16 protein-coding genes are annotated in these 15,828 nt (G+C 75.2%); 7 read left to right on the plus strand and 9 right to left on the minus strand.

Going from position 1 to position 15,828, the window contains the following annotated elements; translation table 11 throughout:
* Positions 1-16 precede the first annotated feature (16 nt).
* The 5 genes from ABZ858_RS12565 to ABZ858_RS12585 all read right to left on the minus strand — a co-directional run bounded on the left by ABZ858_RS12565 (position 17) and on the right by ABZ858_RS12585 (position 4,020).
* On the minus strand, positions 17-940 hold the full coding sequence (locus tag ABZ858_RS12565; protein ID WP_361375616.1) for an LLM class F420-dependent oxidoreductase: 924 nt from the start codon (positions 938-940) through the stop codon (positions 17-19).
* A gap of 136 nt (positions 941-1,076) precedes the next feature.
* Complete coding sequence (locus ABZ858_RS12570; RefSeq protein ID WP_361375619.1) at positions 1,077-1,559, minus strand: DUF6099 family protein; 483 nt, start codon at positions 1,557-1,559, stop codon at positions 1,077-1,079.
* A 170-nt stretch (positions 1,560-1,729) separates the two neighbouring features.
* A complete protein-coding gene (locus tag ABZ858_RS12575; RefSeq protein WP_361376173.1) occupies positions 1,730-2,074 on the minus strand; it encodes a nucleotide pyrophosphohydrolase in 345 nt (114 codons plus the stop codon).
* Between the two features lie 65 nt (positions 2,075-2,139).
* The gene (locus ABZ858_RS12580; RefSeq protein ID WP_361375622.1) at positions 2,140-3,348 is read right to left on the minus strand and encodes an ATP-binding protein; all 1,209 of its coding nucleotides are present in this window, start codon (positions 3,346-3,348) and stop codon (positions 2,140-2,142) included.
* 282 nt (positions 3,349-3,630) lie between these two features.
* Complete coding sequence (locus ABZ858_RS12585) at positions 3,631-4,020, minus strand: cell division protein SepF (protein ID WP_361375624.1); 390 nt, start codon at positions 4,018-4,020, stop codon at positions 3,631-3,633.
* Positions 4,021-4,184: 164 nt separating this feature from the next.
* Between ABZ858_RS12585 and ABZ858_RS12590 the strand changes: the two genes are divergently transcribed.
* The gene (locus ABZ858_RS12590) at positions 4,185-5,555 is read left to right on the plus strand and encodes an MFS transporter (RefSeq protein WP_361375627.1); all 1,371 of its coding nucleotides are present in this window, start codon (positions 4,185-4,187) and stop codon (positions 5,553-5,555) included.
* On the opposite strand, the gene ABZ858_RS12595 is transcribed toward ABZ858_RS12590, so the two are convergent.
* On the minus strand, positions 5,528-6,406 hold the full coding sequence (locus ABZ858_RS12595; RefSeq protein WP_361375630.1) for a DUF3152 domain-containing protein: 879 nt from the start codon (positions 6,404-6,406) through the stop codon (positions 5,528-5,530). The genes ABZ858_RS12590 and ABZ858_RS12595 overlap by 28 nt on opposite strands.
* Before the next feature lie 173 nt (positions 6,407-6,579).
* On the opposite strand from ABZ858_RS12595, the gene ABZ858_RS12600 reads away from it, so the two are divergent.
* From ABZ858_RS12600 to ABZ858_RS12620, 5 genes are all read left to right on the plus strand, one after another.
* Positions 6,580-7,269 (plus strand): response regulator transcription factor, encoded by a 690-nt coding sequence (locus tag ABZ858_RS12600; protein ID WP_361375632.1) that lies wholly within the window; start codon positions 6,580-6,582, stop codon positions 7,267-7,269.
* A 34-nt stretch (positions 7,270-7,303) separates the two neighbouring features.
* Positions 7,304-8,872 (plus strand): HAMP domain-containing sensor histidine kinase, encoded by a 1,569-nt coding sequence (locus tag ABZ858_RS12605; protein ID WP_361375635.1) that lies wholly within the window; start codon positions 7,304-7,306, stop codon positions 8,870-8,872.
* Positions 8,869-9,435, plus strand: a complete 567-nt coding sequence (locus ABZ858_RS12610) for a hypothetical protein (RefSeq protein ID WP_361375638.1) — start codon at positions 8,869-8,871, stop codon at positions 9,433-9,435. Before ABZ858_RS12605 ends, ABZ858_RS12610 begins: the two co-directional genes overlap by 4 nt.
* Before the next feature lie 242 nt (positions 9,436-9,677).
* The gene (locus ABZ858_RS12615; protein WP_361375641.1) at positions 9,678-10,250 is read left to right on the plus strand and encodes a heme-binding protein; all 573 of its coding nucleotides are present in this window, start codon (positions 9,678-9,680) and stop codon (positions 10,248-10,250) included.
* A gap of 91 nt (positions 10,251-10,341) precedes the next feature.
* Positions 10,342-10,956, plus strand: a complete 615-nt coding sequence (locus tag ABZ858_RS12620) for an ankyrin repeat domain-containing protein (RefSeq protein ID WP_361375644.1) — start codon at positions 10,342-10,344, stop codon at positions 10,954-10,956.
* Between the two features lie 104 nt (positions 10,957-11,060).
* Here the strand turns inward: ABZ858_RS12620 and ABZ858_RS12625 are convergent, their stop codons facing one another.
* The 3 genes from ABZ858_RS12625 to ABZ858_RS12635 form a co-directional block, all read right to left on the minus strand.
* Positions 11,061-11,711: a GntR family transcriptional regulator gene (locus tag ABZ858_RS12625; protein WP_361375647.1), complete on the minus strand. Its 651-nt coding sequence runs from the start codon at positions 11,709-11,711 to the stop codon at positions 11,061-11,063.
* A 192-nt stretch (positions 11,712-11,903) separates the two neighbouring features.
* Positions 11,904-12,629, minus strand: coding sequence for an aspartate/glutamate racemase family protein (locus tag ABZ858_RS12630; protein ID WP_361375650.1), 726 nt, complete (start codon positions 12,627-12,629; stop codon positions 11,904-11,906).
* Between the two features lie 114 nt (positions 12,630-12,743).
* Positions 12,744-14,234, minus strand: coding sequence for an NCS1 family nucleobase:cation symporter-1 (locus ABZ858_RS12635; protein WP_361375653.1), 1,491 nt, complete (start codon positions 14,232-14,234; stop codon positions 12,744-12,746).
* A gap of 241 nt (positions 14,235-14,475) precedes the next feature.
* Here ABZ858_RS12635 and ABZ858_RS12640 point away from each other — a divergent pair, with 241 nt between their 5' ends.
* The gene (locus ABZ858_RS12640; RefSeq protein WP_361375656.1) at positions 14,476-15,702 is read left to right on the plus strand and encodes an MFS transporter; all 1,227 of its coding nucleotides are present in this window, start codon (positions 14,476-14,478) and stop codon (positions 15,700-15,702) included.
* Positions 15,703-15,828 lie beyond the last annotated feature (126 nt).

Here is a 15,828-nt window from a genome sequence, read left to right on the forward strand (position 1 = left end):
GCGGGCGGCGCGGCGGCTACGCCAGCTGTGACTGGACCTGGCTGGAGATCAGCTCCAGGTGGTCCAGGTCGGAGAGGTCGAGGATCTGCAGGTAGATCCGCCGGGAGCCGATCTCGGCGTAGCGGCCGATCTTGTCGACGACCTCGGCCGGGGTGCCCGCCAGGCCGTTGGCCCGCAGTTCGTCGGGTTCGCGGCCGATCGCGGCGGCGCGGCGGGCGATCTCGGCCTCGTCGCGGCCGACGCAGGCGACCAGGGCGTTGGAGTAGGTGAGGTCACCGGCGGCGCGGTCGGCCTCCTCGGCGGCGGCCCGGACCCGGTCGAACTGCCGGGCGCTGTCCTCGACCGAGGCGAAGGGCATGTTGAACTCGTCGGCGTACCGGGCGGCGAGGCGCGGGGTGCGGGTCGCGCCGTGCCCGCCGATGAGGACCGGGATCTTCGCCTGCGCGGGCTTGGGCAGCGCGGGCGAGTCGGTGAGCTGGTAGTGCGCGCCGCGGAAGTCGAAGGTCTGGCCGGTCTCGGTCGCCCACAGGCCGGTGACGACGGCCAGCTGCTCCTCCAGCCGGGCGAACTTCTCCTTCGGGAACGGGATGCCGTACGCCTTGTGCTCCTCCTCGAACCAGCCCGCGCCCAGGCCCAGCTCGACCCGGCCGCCGGACATCTGGTCGACCTGGGCGACCTGGACGGCGAGCACGCCGGGCAGCCGGAAGGTACCGGCGGTCATCAGCGTGCCCAGGCGGATGCGGCGGGTCTCGCGGGCGAGTCCGGCGAGGGTGATCCAGGCGTCGGTGGGGCCGGGCAGGCCGTCACCGCCACCCATCCGGAGGTAGTGGTCGCTGCGGAAGAAGGCGTCGAAGCCGAGGTCCTCGGTGGCCTTGGCGACGGTGAGCAGGGTGTCGTAGGAGGCGCCCTGCTGGGGCTCGGTGAAGATACGCAGATCCATGCCTCCATCCTGCACGCCGGAGCGCCGTACGGCCCTGCCGACCCCACGGGCGGCGGCCGACGGCGTACGTCATCACCGCCCGCGCGACCTCACCACCGCATCCGCCGGACGGCTCGGGCCGCCCCCGCCGGACGGCTCAGCCCGCTTCGCGTTCCGGCAGGTCCGGCAGGATCGTCGCCTCCCGGGCCGCCAGTTTGCGCAGCATCTCGCGGACCCGGTCGCGGGACTCGTCGGCCGCGTCGATCGCCTCCACGCACTGCCAGTACGTCCGCTCGTCGGCCGCCGCGCTGGCGATGCCGACCAGGGCGATGCCGACCTCGCCGAGCAGGCCGCCCAGGCACAGCAACGTCCGTCGCGCGTCGGTCAGTTCGGTCAGCTGGGCGGCGCGCAGCTCATCGGGGGCGAGGTCCGGCGCGTCCAGGACTCCGCACCCCCTGCCCGCCAGCTCGGTCAGCCCCAGTGCCTCGCCGCGCAGTTCCGGCGGGCCGCTGACGGCGAGGCGGCTGCCGACCGCCTGCGCCAGGGCCTGTGCCTGCCACACCTCCGTCAGGACGGCGGGGGCCTCGCCGCATCCCGCCAGGGCACGCCTGCTCGCCACGATGAGCCGCATCGCGTCCATGCGCCGCCCCCGTCCTCTCCCGACGTACTCCTCGCACGTCAGCCCGAACTACCTTGTTCACTACCCAGAGTGAAGGCGCGGAAGCAAAAAAGCCAGAGCAAGGCGGAAATCTGCGGACAACAAATCGATTTCGACCGGGTGAACGACTCCGGAGAGTAATAGCGGATTGGTCAATTCCGTTCTGGTGACGGCGGGTTGCGCGTCCCGTCCGGGACCGGGAACCTCCGCTCGTTCCGGTCGATCTTCGCGGCCAGCGCCGCCAGCGGATCGACGCCGAGCACCTGGCACAGCTGCAGCAGGTACGCGAGGACGTCCGCGACCTCGTCGGTCACCCGGAAGGCGGTCTCCGGATCGGCCATCACGCGGGCCGACTCCTCGGGGGTCAGCCACTGGAAGATCTCGACCAGTTCGGACGCCTCGACGCTGAGGGCGGCGACGAGATTCTTCGGCGTGTGGTACGGCTGCCAGGCGCGCGCTGCGGCGAACTCGGCGAGCCGGCGTTGCAGCGCGGCCAGGTCGGGGGCGCCGGGCGGCGGTTCTCCTCCGGGGGCGGCGGTCTCGTGGGGCTCGGGGTAATCGTTCACGGCATCAGGTCTACCACCCGCGCCGCGCGTACCCGGCCCGCCCAGGAGCCGTCGTGCACCGCCCCGGCGAGCCGGATGTGGCCGCGTGCGCACATGCGGGCCGCGAGCCGCAGCAACGCGTCGCGCTGCCCCGGGTCCAGTCCCAGGTCGAAGCCGTCGGCGAGGACGGTCAGGGTCTGCAGGGCCGCGGGCACCTCGCCCGCCGGGTCGACCTCCAGCACGCCGGGACCGGTCAGCAGGACCAGGGCGAGCGCCGCGTACCGCAGTTCGCCGTCGCCCAGCCGCTCGAAGCCGGTGCGGGTGCCGTCCCCGCGGTCCAGCACCGCCCGTACCCGCCCCGGGCCGGCCGGTTCGGCGAGCACGTCCGCCACCGGCCCGGCGCATCCGGCGCGCAGCGCCTCCACGAGCAGCCCGTGCCGGCGCCCGCACTCGGCGCGGGTGCGTTCCAGTACGGCGGCGAGGTTGTCGCAGCCACGCACCAGCCGGCCCGCGCCCGCGGGTGCGGGCACGCGCATCCGGGCGGGGCGCGGTTCGCACACGAACACCGACCGCAGGGCCACCACCAGCTGCTCGGCGGCGGCGAGGACCTGCCGCTGCCCGTCGGTCGTCCCGGCCACCCGCAGCGGCAGCAGCGCGGTGCCGAGCCGGTCGTCGGGCAGCGTCGCCCGGGGGGTCCGCGCGGCGCCGGCCGTGGCCCGGGTCGCCCCGGGCCAGGACGCCTCGACCGTCCCGCGGCCCGGCTCGCGCAGGGCGGTCTCCAGCAGGACCAGGCCGCCCGCGGTCAGCCGCTCCCCCATGACCCGCAGCGCCGGTTCGGTCTGCACCGCCACGTCCAGCCGGACCGGGCCCTGGGGTCCGTCGGCCGTGCAGCCGATCCGGAAGCCGCGGCGGCGCTGGGCGTCGGGCCGGGCGTGTTCGGGCACGCAGGCGGCGGGATCGGAGAAGACCTCGCCCAGCGTGGCGCCGCCGCCGAGCCGGGCGAGCGCCTCGTACGCCCGGACCGCGCTGGTCTTGCCGCAGCCGCTGGCCCCGGCCAGCAGGGTGAGCGGCCCGAGCGGGAGCCGGGCGCGGCGGTGCCCGGCGAAGGCGGACAGCCGCAGCTCGGTGATGCACGGCCGGGACGGGCGCGGCCAGTCGGGCGAGTCGAGGTCGGGCGAGTCGGGGCCGGGCGGGCTGGACGGGGCGGGGGCCGGGAACGCGGTCATGGGCGGGACCGTAGGACGCGACCGGGAGGGCGAACCGTTCCGCCGGGGCCGCCTTCGTCCGAACGGGGGACGCGGCGGCCCCCGTTCCATGACGACCCGCATGACGGCCCGCTGTCGCCGCCGCCCGCCGACGCCCTCTGCCCGCCGACGCCCTGCGCCTGCCGGCGACGCTCGACCGGCACGGACGGCCCCGGTTCACCGGTCGCGGGTCACCCGTCGCGGGTCACGCGCGCCACCGGCCGCCGGGCACCGGGCACCGGGCACCGGGCACCGGGCACCGGCTCACACTCCGGGGACGGCCGCGCTCTCCATCAGTCCGCTCACCTCGGTGCCGGGCGGAGTGAGGAGGAACACATTGCGGTCCACCCGGTGCATCCCGCTGGCCAGGCCGAAGACGACGCCGGTGCTGAAGTCCAGGACCCGCTTGGCGACCTCGGTCTCGGCACCGGTGAGGTCCAACAGCACCGGCACGCCCGCCATGATCGTCTCGGCGACGTCGCGGGCGTCCGCGAACACATTGACTCTCAGGACGACGAAGCGGCGGCGCAGTTCGGTCGCCGCTTCCGGGAGCGCGCGGTGGTCGACCGCGGACGGCCACGAGTCGCGGCCCCGCAACGGGACGACCTGGGCGAGCCCCTCCCACTGTTCATCGGTGACGTCGTGGCTGTTCACCGGCTCCCCCCGACCTGAATCGCACTCATCGCCTGCACCAGCCAATTCTTACGCCATGTCACCTGTTCGGCCCAACACCGACACGGTCCGGGGCGGCGGGCGGCCCTGGCGGCCGGACCGTTTCGGCGGCGGGGGCGGCCCGGCGGCGCGGGGATAATCCGGGGATGACTTCCGCCCGCCGCCCTGCGCGTCCCGCGTATTCCGCGTATCCCGCGCGTCCCTCCTGGGCCGGGCGCAACTATCTGCTGCTGACCGGCGCCGCCGTCGTCTCCGGGCTCGGCAGCTCCGGCGCGCTCGTCGCGGGGGCGTTCGCGGTGCTCGCCGCCGGGGGTTCGGCGACCGACGTGGGGCTGGTCGCGGCGGCGCGGACGGTGCCGCTGGTCGTCTTCGTGCTGATCGGCGGGGCGCTGGCGGACCGGCTGCCCCGGCACCGGGTGATGGTGGCGGCCAACACGCTGAACTGCCTGTCGCAGGGCCTGTTCGCGGTGCTGGTGCTGACCGGGACCGCCCGGGTGTGGCAGATGGCGCTGCTGGCCGCGCTGGGCGGCACCGGGCAGGCGTTCTTCTCCCCGGCCGCCGAGGGCATGGTGATGGCCTCGGTCTCCGGCAGTTCCTCGGGGCGCGCGTTCGCCGTGTTCCGGATGGGGATGAACGGCGCCAACATCCTGGGCACCGGTCTGGGCGGGGCGCTGGTGGCGGCGGTCGGGCCGGGGTGGGTGCTGGCGGCCGACGCGGGCGCGTTCGCCGTCGCGGCCGGGCTGCGCGCCTTCCTCGACGTACGGGCCGTGCCCGTGCGGCCGGGCGGGGCCGGGCTCCTCGCGGATCTCCGGGACGGCTGGCGGGAGGTGGCCGGGCGGCGCTGGCTGTGGGCGATCGTGGTGCAGTTCTCCGTGGTGAACGCGGTGATCGCGGCGGCCGAGACGGTGTACGGGCCGCTGGTCGCGCGGGAGCGGCTGGGCGGGCCGCAGCCGTGGGGGCTCGCGCTGGCGGCGTTCGGCGCGGGCACCGTCCTGGGCGGCCTGCTGATGACCCGCTGGGCGCCCCGCCGGCTGCTGCTGGCCGGGATGGCCGGGGTGCTGCCGCTGGCGCTGCCGTCCGCGGCGCTGGCCGTGCCGGTGGCGACGCCGGTGCTGGTGGCGGTGATGCTGGTGACCGGGGTGAGCGTCGAGGTGTTCTCGGTGGCCTGGATGTCGGCGCTGCACCAGGAGATACCGGAGGAGAAGTTCTCCCGGGTGTCGTCGTACGACTGGCTGGGCTCGCTGGCCCTGGTGCCAGTGGCGACGGCGCTGGCCGGTCCGGCGCAGGACGCGGTGGGCCGTCCGGCCGCGCTGTGGGGGTGCTCGGCCGTGGTGCTGGCGCTGACGCTGGCCGTGCTGTGCGTACCGGACGTACGCCGCCTCACGCGGCGTACGGAACCGGTGGTCGCCGCGGCGGGCGGGCCGGGCGACGCGGTGAGTCAGGACCCGGGTGCGGCCGAACAGGGGGCTGCGGGCCGGGGCCCGGCGGTTCACGGTACGGGCGGGCCGCTGAGGTAGTGCCCCTTGGCGTCGTAGGGCCAGGCGTTGGGCACGCATCCGTGCAGGCCGTCTATCTGCTGCATCATCGCCGGTGCGGGCCGCCCGGGGCCGGGGCACGTCTCGTGGCCGTGGCCGATGCGGTGGCCGACCTCGTGGTTGACGATCAGCGCGCGGTACTCGTGGATGGGCCCGGGGAACTGCGGTGAACCCAGGTTCCAGCGCTTGAGGTTGACGAGCACCTGCTCGCCGACGTCGCAGTTGACCTCGCCGTGGGTGTGCAGTCCGGCGGCGCCGCAGAGCCGGTCCACGGTCCCCGGCGTGGCGATCTTCACCACGAAGTCCACCGGCCCCTGGGAGACGAGCTGGAAGGCGTCGTGCCCGTCGGCGGTCCAGCTCCGCGGGTCGGCGAGGATGCCGGCGATCTCCTGGGCCGCGGCGTCGGGCGAGACGCCCGTGCCCTCCTCGACCTGGACCTCGTAGCGGCGTACGGTCCCGGAGCCGGCCACACGGCCGGACGCCTGCGCGATGTGGAAGACCCCGTTCCCGGGCTTCGGGGAGGACGTCGGCAGGCCCTTGCCCTTCCCGGACCGCCCCGGCGACGGTGTGGGGGAACCGCCGTCCGCGCGCCGGGTGACGTCCGCCGACTCGGTGTGCCCGCTGCCCCGGGTCGCCGCCGGGCTCCTTCCCCCGGAGGCGGTCGTACCGCCCCCGTCCGGCTGCCGCCCCGCACCCGTCAGCAGCGCCGCCGCGCCGAGCGATCCGGCCGCCGCCAGCGCGCACAGGAAGTAGATCCGGCGTCGGCGGCGGGCGCGGCGTCGGCGGGTGGCGATGGTGCGCCGTGACGCGGCGGGCGGTGTGGTTCCTGGCATGGCGACCAGGCTGGGGAGCGCGTGTGATGCCCCCTGGACCGCATGGTCACGGAACCATAACGGTGACCTCCGGGGCGTGGACACGGCGCGCTCATATGATCCTTCCGTAACAGTTCCCCCGAGGGCGGGCCCCCGTGGACCGGCGCCCGCCGCGACCCGCACATACTGGGCCGATGCCCCGGATCCTGCTCATCGAAGACGACGCCGCCGTGCGCCAGGGCGTCGGACTCGCCCTGCGCCACCAGGGGCACGACGTCTGCGCCGCCGCCACCGGCGAGGAGGGCCTGGAGCAGCTCGGCCCCTTCCGCCCGGACGTGGTGGTCCTGGACCTGATGCTGCCGGGGCTGCCCGGCCTCGACGTGTGCCGGCGGATCAGGGAGCGCGAGCAGGTCGGGATCATCATGATGACCGCCAAGGGCGACAGCGTGGACATGATCGTCGGCCTGGAGGCGGGAGCCGACGACTACGTCGTCAAGCCCGTCCAGGCCCGGGTCCTGGACGCCCGGATCCGCGCCCTGCTGCGCCGGCTGGACGCGTCCGCCTCCGGCACCGCCCGGCCCCGGGCCGAGGCGCACGGCGAGCTGGGCATCGACCGGGCGGGCCTGCGGGTCACGCACCGCGGGGAGCCCGTCGACCTCGCCCCCTCCGAACTGCGGCTGCTGCTCGCGCTGTCCGCCTCCCCCGGGCAGGTCCTCAGCCGCCAGCAGCTCCTGGAGGCGGTCTGGGAGCACAGCTACCACGGGGACATCCGGCTGGTGGACGCCTGCGTGAAGCGGCTGCGCGGCAAACTCGGCGAACTGGGCGGCGCGCCCCGGTACGTGCACACCGTGCGCGGCTTCGGCTACTGCTTCCGGGCGCCGTGAACCGGGGGACGGGCAGGCCGTGGACGGGCGAGCCGTGAGGGAGGGACCGGAGAAGGCGCGCACCGCCCTGCTCGGCGGGCTGCGGCTGCGCCTGGTGGCCGGTTTCGCGGTGGTCGCCGCGGTCAGCTGCCTGAGCACCGGCGTGCTGACCTTCCGCGAGGCGCGCACCGGTGTGCTCCAGCAAAGCCAGGACGCGGTGGTCAAGCAGTTCCGGGACAGCGTCGACGCCCGGGCCCCCGGGTTCCCCGACCGGCCCGGCCGGTCGGACCTGGACCACATGGTGGCCGACCTCGCCTACACCCACCGCTCGCAGCAGTGGCGCTTCCTGGCCACGTACGGCTCCCTGCGGGCCGTGTACGGGCCGCGGGACAGTTTCGACGCGCTCAGCCCCGAGCTGGTGCGGTCCGTGCGGACCCGTTCCGCCGCCGTCTTCCAGCGCGTGCGCCGCGACGGCCAGGCGTTCCTCGTCGTCGGGCTGCCCGTCGCCTACGCCGCCTCGGCGACCCCGTCCGGCCTGGTGCTCTATCTGGTGGTCCCGCAGGAGACCGAACAGCTCTACGTACGGGCCCTGATCACCGCCATCGAACGCGCCACCCTGCCCGCGCTCGGCCTCGCCGTCGTCGTCGCGCTGCTGGTCGCGCGCGGTGTGCTGCGCCCCGTACGGGCGCTGGGACGGGCCACCCGGCGGATGGCCGCGGGTCATCTGGACACCCGGCTGACCGTGCACGGCTCCGACGAACTGGCCGAGCTGTCGCGGACGTTCAACGACACCGCCGCCGCGCTGGAGGAGTCGGTGGCGGAGCTGCGCCGCATGGAGGCGCGGGCCCGCCGTTTCGCCGCGGACGTCTCGCACGAACTGCGCACCCCGCTGGCCGCGATGACCGCGGTCACCGATGTGCTCGACGAGCGGGCGACCCGCCTGGACCGGGTCACCGGCGAGGCGGTACGGCTGGTCAGCGGGGAGACGGCACGGCTGGCGCGGCTGGTCGACGACCTCATGGAGATCTCCCGTTTCGACGCGGGCGCCGTCGAGCTGGGCGTCGACGAGATCGACCTGGCCGAGTCGGTGCGGCGCACCCTGGCCGCCCGGGGCTGGCGGGACCGGGTGACGGCCGAGCTGCCGGCGGCCGGCGCGCTGCGGGCCCGGGTCGATCCGCGCCGGCTGGACGTGGTGGTGGCCAATCTGGTCGGCAACGCGCTGCGGCACGGGGCGCCGCCGGTGACGCTGCGGCTGACGGCCGGCGGCGCCGGGCGAGCGGGGTCCGGGGCGGGCGCGGACGGCTGGTTCACCCTCACCGTGACCGACGAGGGGCCCGGCATCCCAGAGGCGGACCTGCCGCACGTCTTCGAGCGTTTCTACAAGGCGAGCCGGGCGCGGACCCGCAGCGAGAGCAGCGGCCTCGGGCTGGCGATCACCGCCGAGAACGTCCGGCTGCACGGCGGCCGCGTACGGGCGGCCAACCGGCCCGGCGGCGGCGCGCTGTTCACCGTGGAACTGCCGCTGCGGCAGCACTCGGGGGCGGACACGGTACGCGGAGACGCGCCGGACACGGTACGAGGCGAAGCGGCGGACAGGGTACGAGGCGAAGGGGGCGGCGCGTGAGAACCGGTCGGCCGGTGGCCGTGGCGGCGGGGCTCGCCGGAGTGCTCCTCTCGGCGGCGGGCTGCGGGGTGCCCACGTCCGGGGTGATCGACGCGGGCGCGCCGGCGGTCGGCGTCCCGGCGGGGACCGTGGTCTACTTCGTGGCCGGCGACACCCTGCGCGCGGTGCCCCGCACCCCCGCCGGTGACGGGGACCCGGTCGCGCAGGCGGTGCGGCTGCTGCTCGCCGGGCCGAACCGGGCCGAGGCCAGGACCCTGGCCACGGAGCTGCCCGCCGTGCCCGGCCAGGTCGCCGTCACGACGCGGGGCGACACCGTCACCGTCCGCTTCCCGGCGGGGGTCGCCCGGCTGGGCACCCGCGCGATGGAGCAGCTCACCTGCACGGTCGCGCGGGCCCGCCGCCTGTCCCCGCCCGTGGCCGGGGCCACCGGCGCCCTGCCCGGCGGCGCCCAGCCCGACGGTACCGAGACCGGCGGCACGCCGGACCCCCGGCACCTCAGCGTCCGCGCCGTGGGCGCCACCTGGGCGACGGCCCGCGCGGAGGACATCTGCCCTACCGGCTGACCGCCCGGCCGGCCGGCGGGGCGGGGGCGCGCTTCCTCTCCCCTGTCCATGTCCCAGGGCGAAAGTCCCCCTGGCAGGGAATCGCCCGCCCCGGCTCATCCGAACGGCTGACCCGGAGGTCGGCCGTCCCGCTCGCCGGGCGCAGCCGGACCGCCGACGGCCCGCCGGGATTCCGCGGCGAGGCTGGAGGCAGGGCGCGGAAGGCGCGCCGTACGACGTGACACGACAGGGAGTCGCCCGCGATGCAGCACAAGGCCAGGAAGTTCTCCACCCGCGCCAGGATCGTCACCTCCGGGGCGGCCCTGGCGGCGGTCGGCGCCGGAGTGGCCGGCGCGGTCTCCGCCTCCGCCGAGACCCCCGCCGCCGCGCCGGCCGCGGCCGTGGCCTCGGTGCAGGGCAGGGCCACGACCACCAGCAGCCACCTCACGGTCGCCGCCGCCACCGACGCCGCGCGGGCCGCGCTCAAGGCCGCCGAGAAGGAGGGCCGGCGGGTCAGCGTCGCGGTGGTGGACCGCGACGGCAACACCATCGTCACCCTGCGCGGCGACGGCGCCGGCCCGCAGTCCTACGAGTCCGCGGTCAGGAAGGCGTACACCGCCGTCTCCTGGAACGCGCCCACCTCCGAGCTGGTGGAGCGCCTGGGCGCGGCCCCGACGCTGAAGGACATCCCGGGCACGCTGTTCCTGGCGGGCGGCGCCCCGGTCGACCAGGGCAGCACGCCGATCGCGGGCGTCGGCGTCGCGGGCGCCCCCTCCGGCGACCAGGACGAGAAGTACGCCCGGGCCGGAGTCGCGGCGCTCGGCGACGGCCGCTGAACCGGGTCCCGGCGGGACCGTACGCCACCGCCGGTCTGCCTACCGGCGTACGGTCCTGACGCCCGTCGTCACCCTGTGGAGGAGTCACGTCGTGACCAGGAAAGCACTGTCCGCGGCCCAACTGGCCCTGCTGGACGCCGCCGGGCGCGGTGACGCCGACGCCGTGCGCGCGGCGCTGGCCCGGGGCGCGGACCCCGGGACGCGCGACGCGGACGGCCGTACGCCCCTGCTGCGCGCCGCCCTCGCCGACCATGTGGCCGTCGCCCGCGTGCTCGTGGCGGCGGGCGCGGACGTGAACGCGCGGGACGACCGGCAGGACAGCCCCTGGCTGGCCACCGGCGTGACCGGCAGCGTGGCGATGATGCGCGCGCTGCTGCCCGGCGGCCCGGACGTGACGCTGACCAACCGGTTCGGCGGGGTCTCGGTGATCCCGGCGAGCGAGCGCGGCCATGTCGCGTACGTACGGGCCGTGCTGGCGGAGACCGGCATCGACGTGAACCACGTCAACCGGCTGGGCTGGACGGCGCTGCTGGAGGCGGTGATCCTCGGCGACGGCGGCGGTACCCACCAGGCGGTGGTGGAGGTGCTGCTCGCCGCGGGCGCCGACCCGCTGCTGCCGGACGCGGACGGCGTCACCGCCCGCGCGCACGCCGAGCGGCGCGGCTTCGAGGGGATCGCGGGCGTGCTGCGCGCGGCCGAGCGGTGAGGAGCGGGCGCCGCGGCCGGCGGACCGGCTCGGCTCGGCTCGGGTCAGGTCAGGTCAGGTCAGGTCAGGTCAGGTCAGGTCAGGTCAGGTCAGGTCAGGTCAGGTCATGATCCGTCCTGGCCGCGGTGGCCGAGGACCGCGTCGCGGCTCGTGGCCTGGTGGTGCAGGACGAGGGCCTCGACGCGCTGGACGTCACGGGCGGCGATGGCCTGATAGAGGCCCTCGTGTTCCAGCGCCACGCCCAGCAGGTCGTCATGCTGTCCCATGAGCCACCGCAGCCGGCTGCGCAGCGGGCGTTCGAGTTCGTTCAGCAGCTCGTTCGCGGCCAGGGAGGTGACGGTCTGGTGGAAGTCGGCGGCCGCCCGGCGGGCCCGTACCGCGTCGCCGGCGCGGGCCGCCTCCAGCTCGGTGTCGAGGGCGGTGCGCAGCTTCTCCAGCCCGGCACGGGTGTGCCGCTGCGCGGCGAGCCGGAAGGCCAGGGTCTCCAGGGCGGCGCGGACCTCGTCGAGGTCGGCGACGTCGCTGGCGGTGAACTCCCGGACCACCGCCCAGCTGCGCGGCCGCGGGGTCACCAGGCCCTCGGACACCAGGGTCTTGAGGGCCTCGCGGACGGGGAGCCGGCTGACGCCGAGCGCCTCGGCCAGTTCCCGTTCCACCAGGCGGCTGCCCGGCCCGCGCACCCCGTCGACGATCTCGTCGCGCAACTGCCGCGTCACCCGCTCCGACTCGGGCATGAAGCCCTCTGACGCAGTCATCGCCGTCCTTCTTCTCTCGTCGCGGCCCGCCTTCTCGCGCTGCGGCCCCGCGGCATGCCGCCCGTGCGTCCGTGCGGGGCGGGCGGCGGCCCGCGGAACGGCCCGTCAGAATACCCCGCGCCCCGGCGGCGGGCCGTGGGGCGCCGAGCGCAGGACGCGGGGCGGGCCCGGGGAGGGAGCGGGGGCGGCGGGTCAGCCGGTCCGCGGGGGCCAGTTGACGATCCGCTTGGGGCGCGGCGGCGCGTACGTCCGCACCTTCGACGTGGTCAGGCCGAGGCGGACCAGGGACTCGGCGATCGTCACGGCGGCGCTCACCCCGTCGACGACGGGCACGCCGGTGCGGGCCACGACGCGTCCGGCGAGGCCGGCCATGCCTCCGCAGCCCAGGCAGATCACCTCCGCCCGGTCCTCCCGTACCGCGCGCACGGCCTGCTCGGTGATGGCGTCCACGGCGGCCCGTTCGTCCTGTTCCAGCTCCAGCACGGCGAGTCCGCTGGCCCGTACGGAGGCGCAGCGGGCGTACAGTCCGGCCGCCTCCAAGCGTTCCTCGATGAGCGGGACCGTGCGGTCGAGGGTGGTGACCACGGAGTAGCGGCGGCCGAGGAAGCGGGCGGTGCTCGCGGCGGCCTCGGTGATGTCCACTACGGGTACGTCGAGCAGTTCCTGGAGTCCTTCGCGGCCGTGTTCGCCGTAGCCGGCCTGGATCACCGCGTCGAACGGGCCGGGGTGGGCGCGGACGGCCTCCATCACGGCGACGGCGGCGAGGTAGCTCTCGTAGTTGCCCTCGACGGACTCCGCGCCGAAGCGGGGGGTCAGCGGGACGATCTCGGTGCCCGGGGACGCGGCGCCGGCCGCCTGCTTGCCGATGGCGTCGGTGATGGACTGCGTGGTGTTGACGTTGACCACGAGGATGCGCATGGGGGTCTTTTCCGGGTCTTTCTGCTCGGGTTGCTCGGGCCGCTCGGGCCGCTCTGGCCGCTCTGGCCGCTCTGGCCGCTCTGGCCGCTCTGGCTGCTCTGGCCGCTCGGTGGGCTATTCCGCGGCCACGGCGATGGCCTCGCCGTCCACGTCGGCCAGGGGCGTCGTCCGGTCGGCCACGAGGGTGTGGACGGCGGCGGCCAGCAGGGCGCCGATGAACCAGGAGAACCCGGCGGCGACATGGAAGAAGGGCACCAGGGCGACGGTGACGGCGATCGCGGCGCTGGGCAGGAAGGCGGCGACGGCGCGCGGGTTGTAGCCGCGGCGGTAGTGGTACGCGCCGTCCGCGGCCTCGGTGTAGAGGTGCGGGACGTTCACCCGGGAGCGGCGCAGCAGCCAGTAGTCGGCCATGATCACGCCGAACAGCGGGCCGAGGAGGGCGCCGAGTCCGCCGAGGAAGTAGGTGACGACGACCGGGCTGTTGTAGAGGTTCCAGGGCGTGATCACCAGGCCGATGACCGCGCTGACCAGGCCGGCCCTGCGGAAGTCGAGCCGCCGCGGGAAGAGGTTGACCAGCGCGTAGATCGGCGCCACGAAGTTGGCCAGCAGGTTCACCGCCACCGTCAGGGCGATGAGGGCGAGCGAGGCGACGGCCAGCAGCGCCATGGACGGGATGGTGCGGACGATGTCCGTCGGGCCGGTGATGACACGGCCGTCCAGCTTGAACTGGGCTCCGCTGAGGACCGCGACGATACCGGCGAAGAAGAGCATGTTCAGCGGGATGCCGATGACGTTGCCGCGCACGATGGAGCCGCGGCTCTTGGCGGAGCGGGTGAAGTCGCAGAAGTTGAGCACGAACGTCCCGTAGATCACCACCCACAGCGCGGCGGCCTGGAAGACCTTGAGCCACATCGCGCCGCCGGTGAGCGGCGCGCCGTCGGACAGCGAGACCGAGCCGCCGGCCCGGACGAACATCCAGACGGCGAGGGCGCACATGGTGATCAGGGTGGTGGGCGCCGCGAAGGCCATGTACCGGCGGATCATCTGCATCCCGTAGCTCACGATGAGCACTTGCAGGGCCCACAGGGCCAGGAAGGTGAACCAGCCGAGCGTCGACTGGCCGAGCACGGAGTTGTGGTCCAGACGGTCGAGGGAGGGGAACATCGCGACCAGCAGGGTGCTGAGCACGGCGGAGGCGAGATAGGTCTGGATACCGAACCAGGTGATGGCGACGGCGCCCCGGACGGTGGCCGGGATCTTCGCGCCCCTGATGCCGAACGCGATCCGGCTCATGACCGGGAAGGGCACGCCGGTCTTGTGCCCCATGAACCCGGACAGGGTCAGCAGGCCGAAGAGCAGGACCGAGGCGAGCGCGAACGCCGCCAGGATGCCCCACACGTTCAGCCCGAGGGCGAACAGGCCGATGGCGAACGCGTAGTTGCCGAGACTGTGCACGTCATTGGCCCAGAGTGTGAAGACGTTGTAGGCGCCCCAGCGGCGCCCCTCCCGCTTCACCGGGGCGAGGTCGTACGTGTACAGCGCGGGGCTGGTGGCCGGGTCGGCGGTGGTCCCGGCGGAGGAGCGGCGGTCTTCCAGGGCGGTCATGCGGGCTCCTGGGACGAGGATGCGGGGGACGGGGAGAGTTCCACAAAACGGAAGTCGCCTTCCGTTGAAACGGGAACGTAGTTTTCGCCGATCGACACCGTCAAGGGGTGGGAGGGAAAAATGGCATCCCATTTCGAGGCGCCCGAACCCGCCCGATCGAGGACGGCCGCGCACGACCGGTCACCGGCAGGTGCACCACTGCCGGGCACCCGTCCACACCAAATGGCATACCATCTACCGGATGCTGAAGCGACACGATCACGGTGCCGTCCGCCGGGACGCGGAGCACGCCCCGGTGTGGTGGGCGCCGGGGATGCGTCCTCTGCTCGCCTCGACCGCGCTGGGCTTCGCCGGCCTGTCCCTGCTGCTGCCGGTCGCCCCGCTGTGGGCGCTCGACGGCGGCACGGACGAGCTGGGCGCGGGCCTGGTCAACACCGTGCTGATGCTGTTCACGGTGATCGCGCAGTTGCTGATGGGGCGGGTCCTCGGGCGCCTCGGCCGGCAGCGGGCGCTCGTCCTCGGGTCCTGCCTGCTCGGCCTGCCCGCCCTCGGGCACCTGCTCACCGACCGGGTGGCGGCGATCGCGGCCCTCGCGGCGGTACGCGGGCTCGGCTTCGGGATCATCACCGTGTGCGGCGCCACCGCGGTGGCCGCGCTCGTCGGGCCGGAGCGCCGCGGCCGCGCGGTCGGCGCCTACGGACTCGCCGTCGCCGTCCCGCAGTGCCTGCTCATCCCGTTCGCGCCCTGGCTGGCCGAACGCGCCGGATTCACCCCGGTGTTCGTCTGCGCGGCCGTTCCGCTGCTCGCGCTCCCGCTGGCCCCGCGGGTGGCGCACGCCCTGCACCGTGCCGGTGAGGCCCCGGCGGCTCCGGCCCGCCGCCGGGGCGACGCGGGCAGGCTGCGCCGGGTGCTGCCCGCCCCGATCGCGGCGCTGCTCGCCATCACCGCGGCCGGGGGCGCCATCCTCACCTTCACCCCGCGCCTGCTGTCCGACCCGGCCGCCGTCTACCTCGCGCTCCTGGCGTTCACCGCGACCGCCGCCCTGTCCCGCTGGCGGTTCGGCGAGGTCGCCGACCGCAGGGGCGCCGCACCGGCGATCGCCCCGCTGCTGGGCGTCGGCGCCGCCGGGCTCGCCGCCGTCGCCGCGGGCGCGGCGAGCGGAACCGGCGCGGCCGGGCCGTTCCTGGTCGTGGCCGGCCTGCTCGTGGTGGGCGTCGCCTACGGCGGTCTGCAGAACCTGACGCTGGTGCAGTCCTTCGCCACCGCAGGCGAAGGGGCGCGCTCGTCGGTCAGCGTCGCCTGGAACGTCGGCTTCGACGCGGGGACCGGGCTCGGCTCGTTCGTGGCCGGGGCGCTCGCCACCGCCGGCTCCTACACGCTCTGTTACACGGTCCTCGCCGCGCTGACGGCCTCCGTGGGGATCTGCTGGGCGGGGGCGCGGCGGCGCGGGCACGAGGCCGTGCGGTGAACGTGGGCGGGCAGTGCTGTGCGGTGAGCTGAGCGCGGCCGGAGAGCGGGGCGGGCTCCTTGGCGGCGGGGCCAATCCGGCCCGGACTCGGCGCCGTGCGGAGAATCAGGCCCGGACTCAGCGCCA

The sequence above is a fragment of the Streptomyces sp. NPDC047017 genome (assembly GCF_040644175.1).
Classification (GTDB): Bacteria; Actinomycetota; Actinomycetes; order Streptomycetales; family Streptomycetaceae; genus Streptomyces.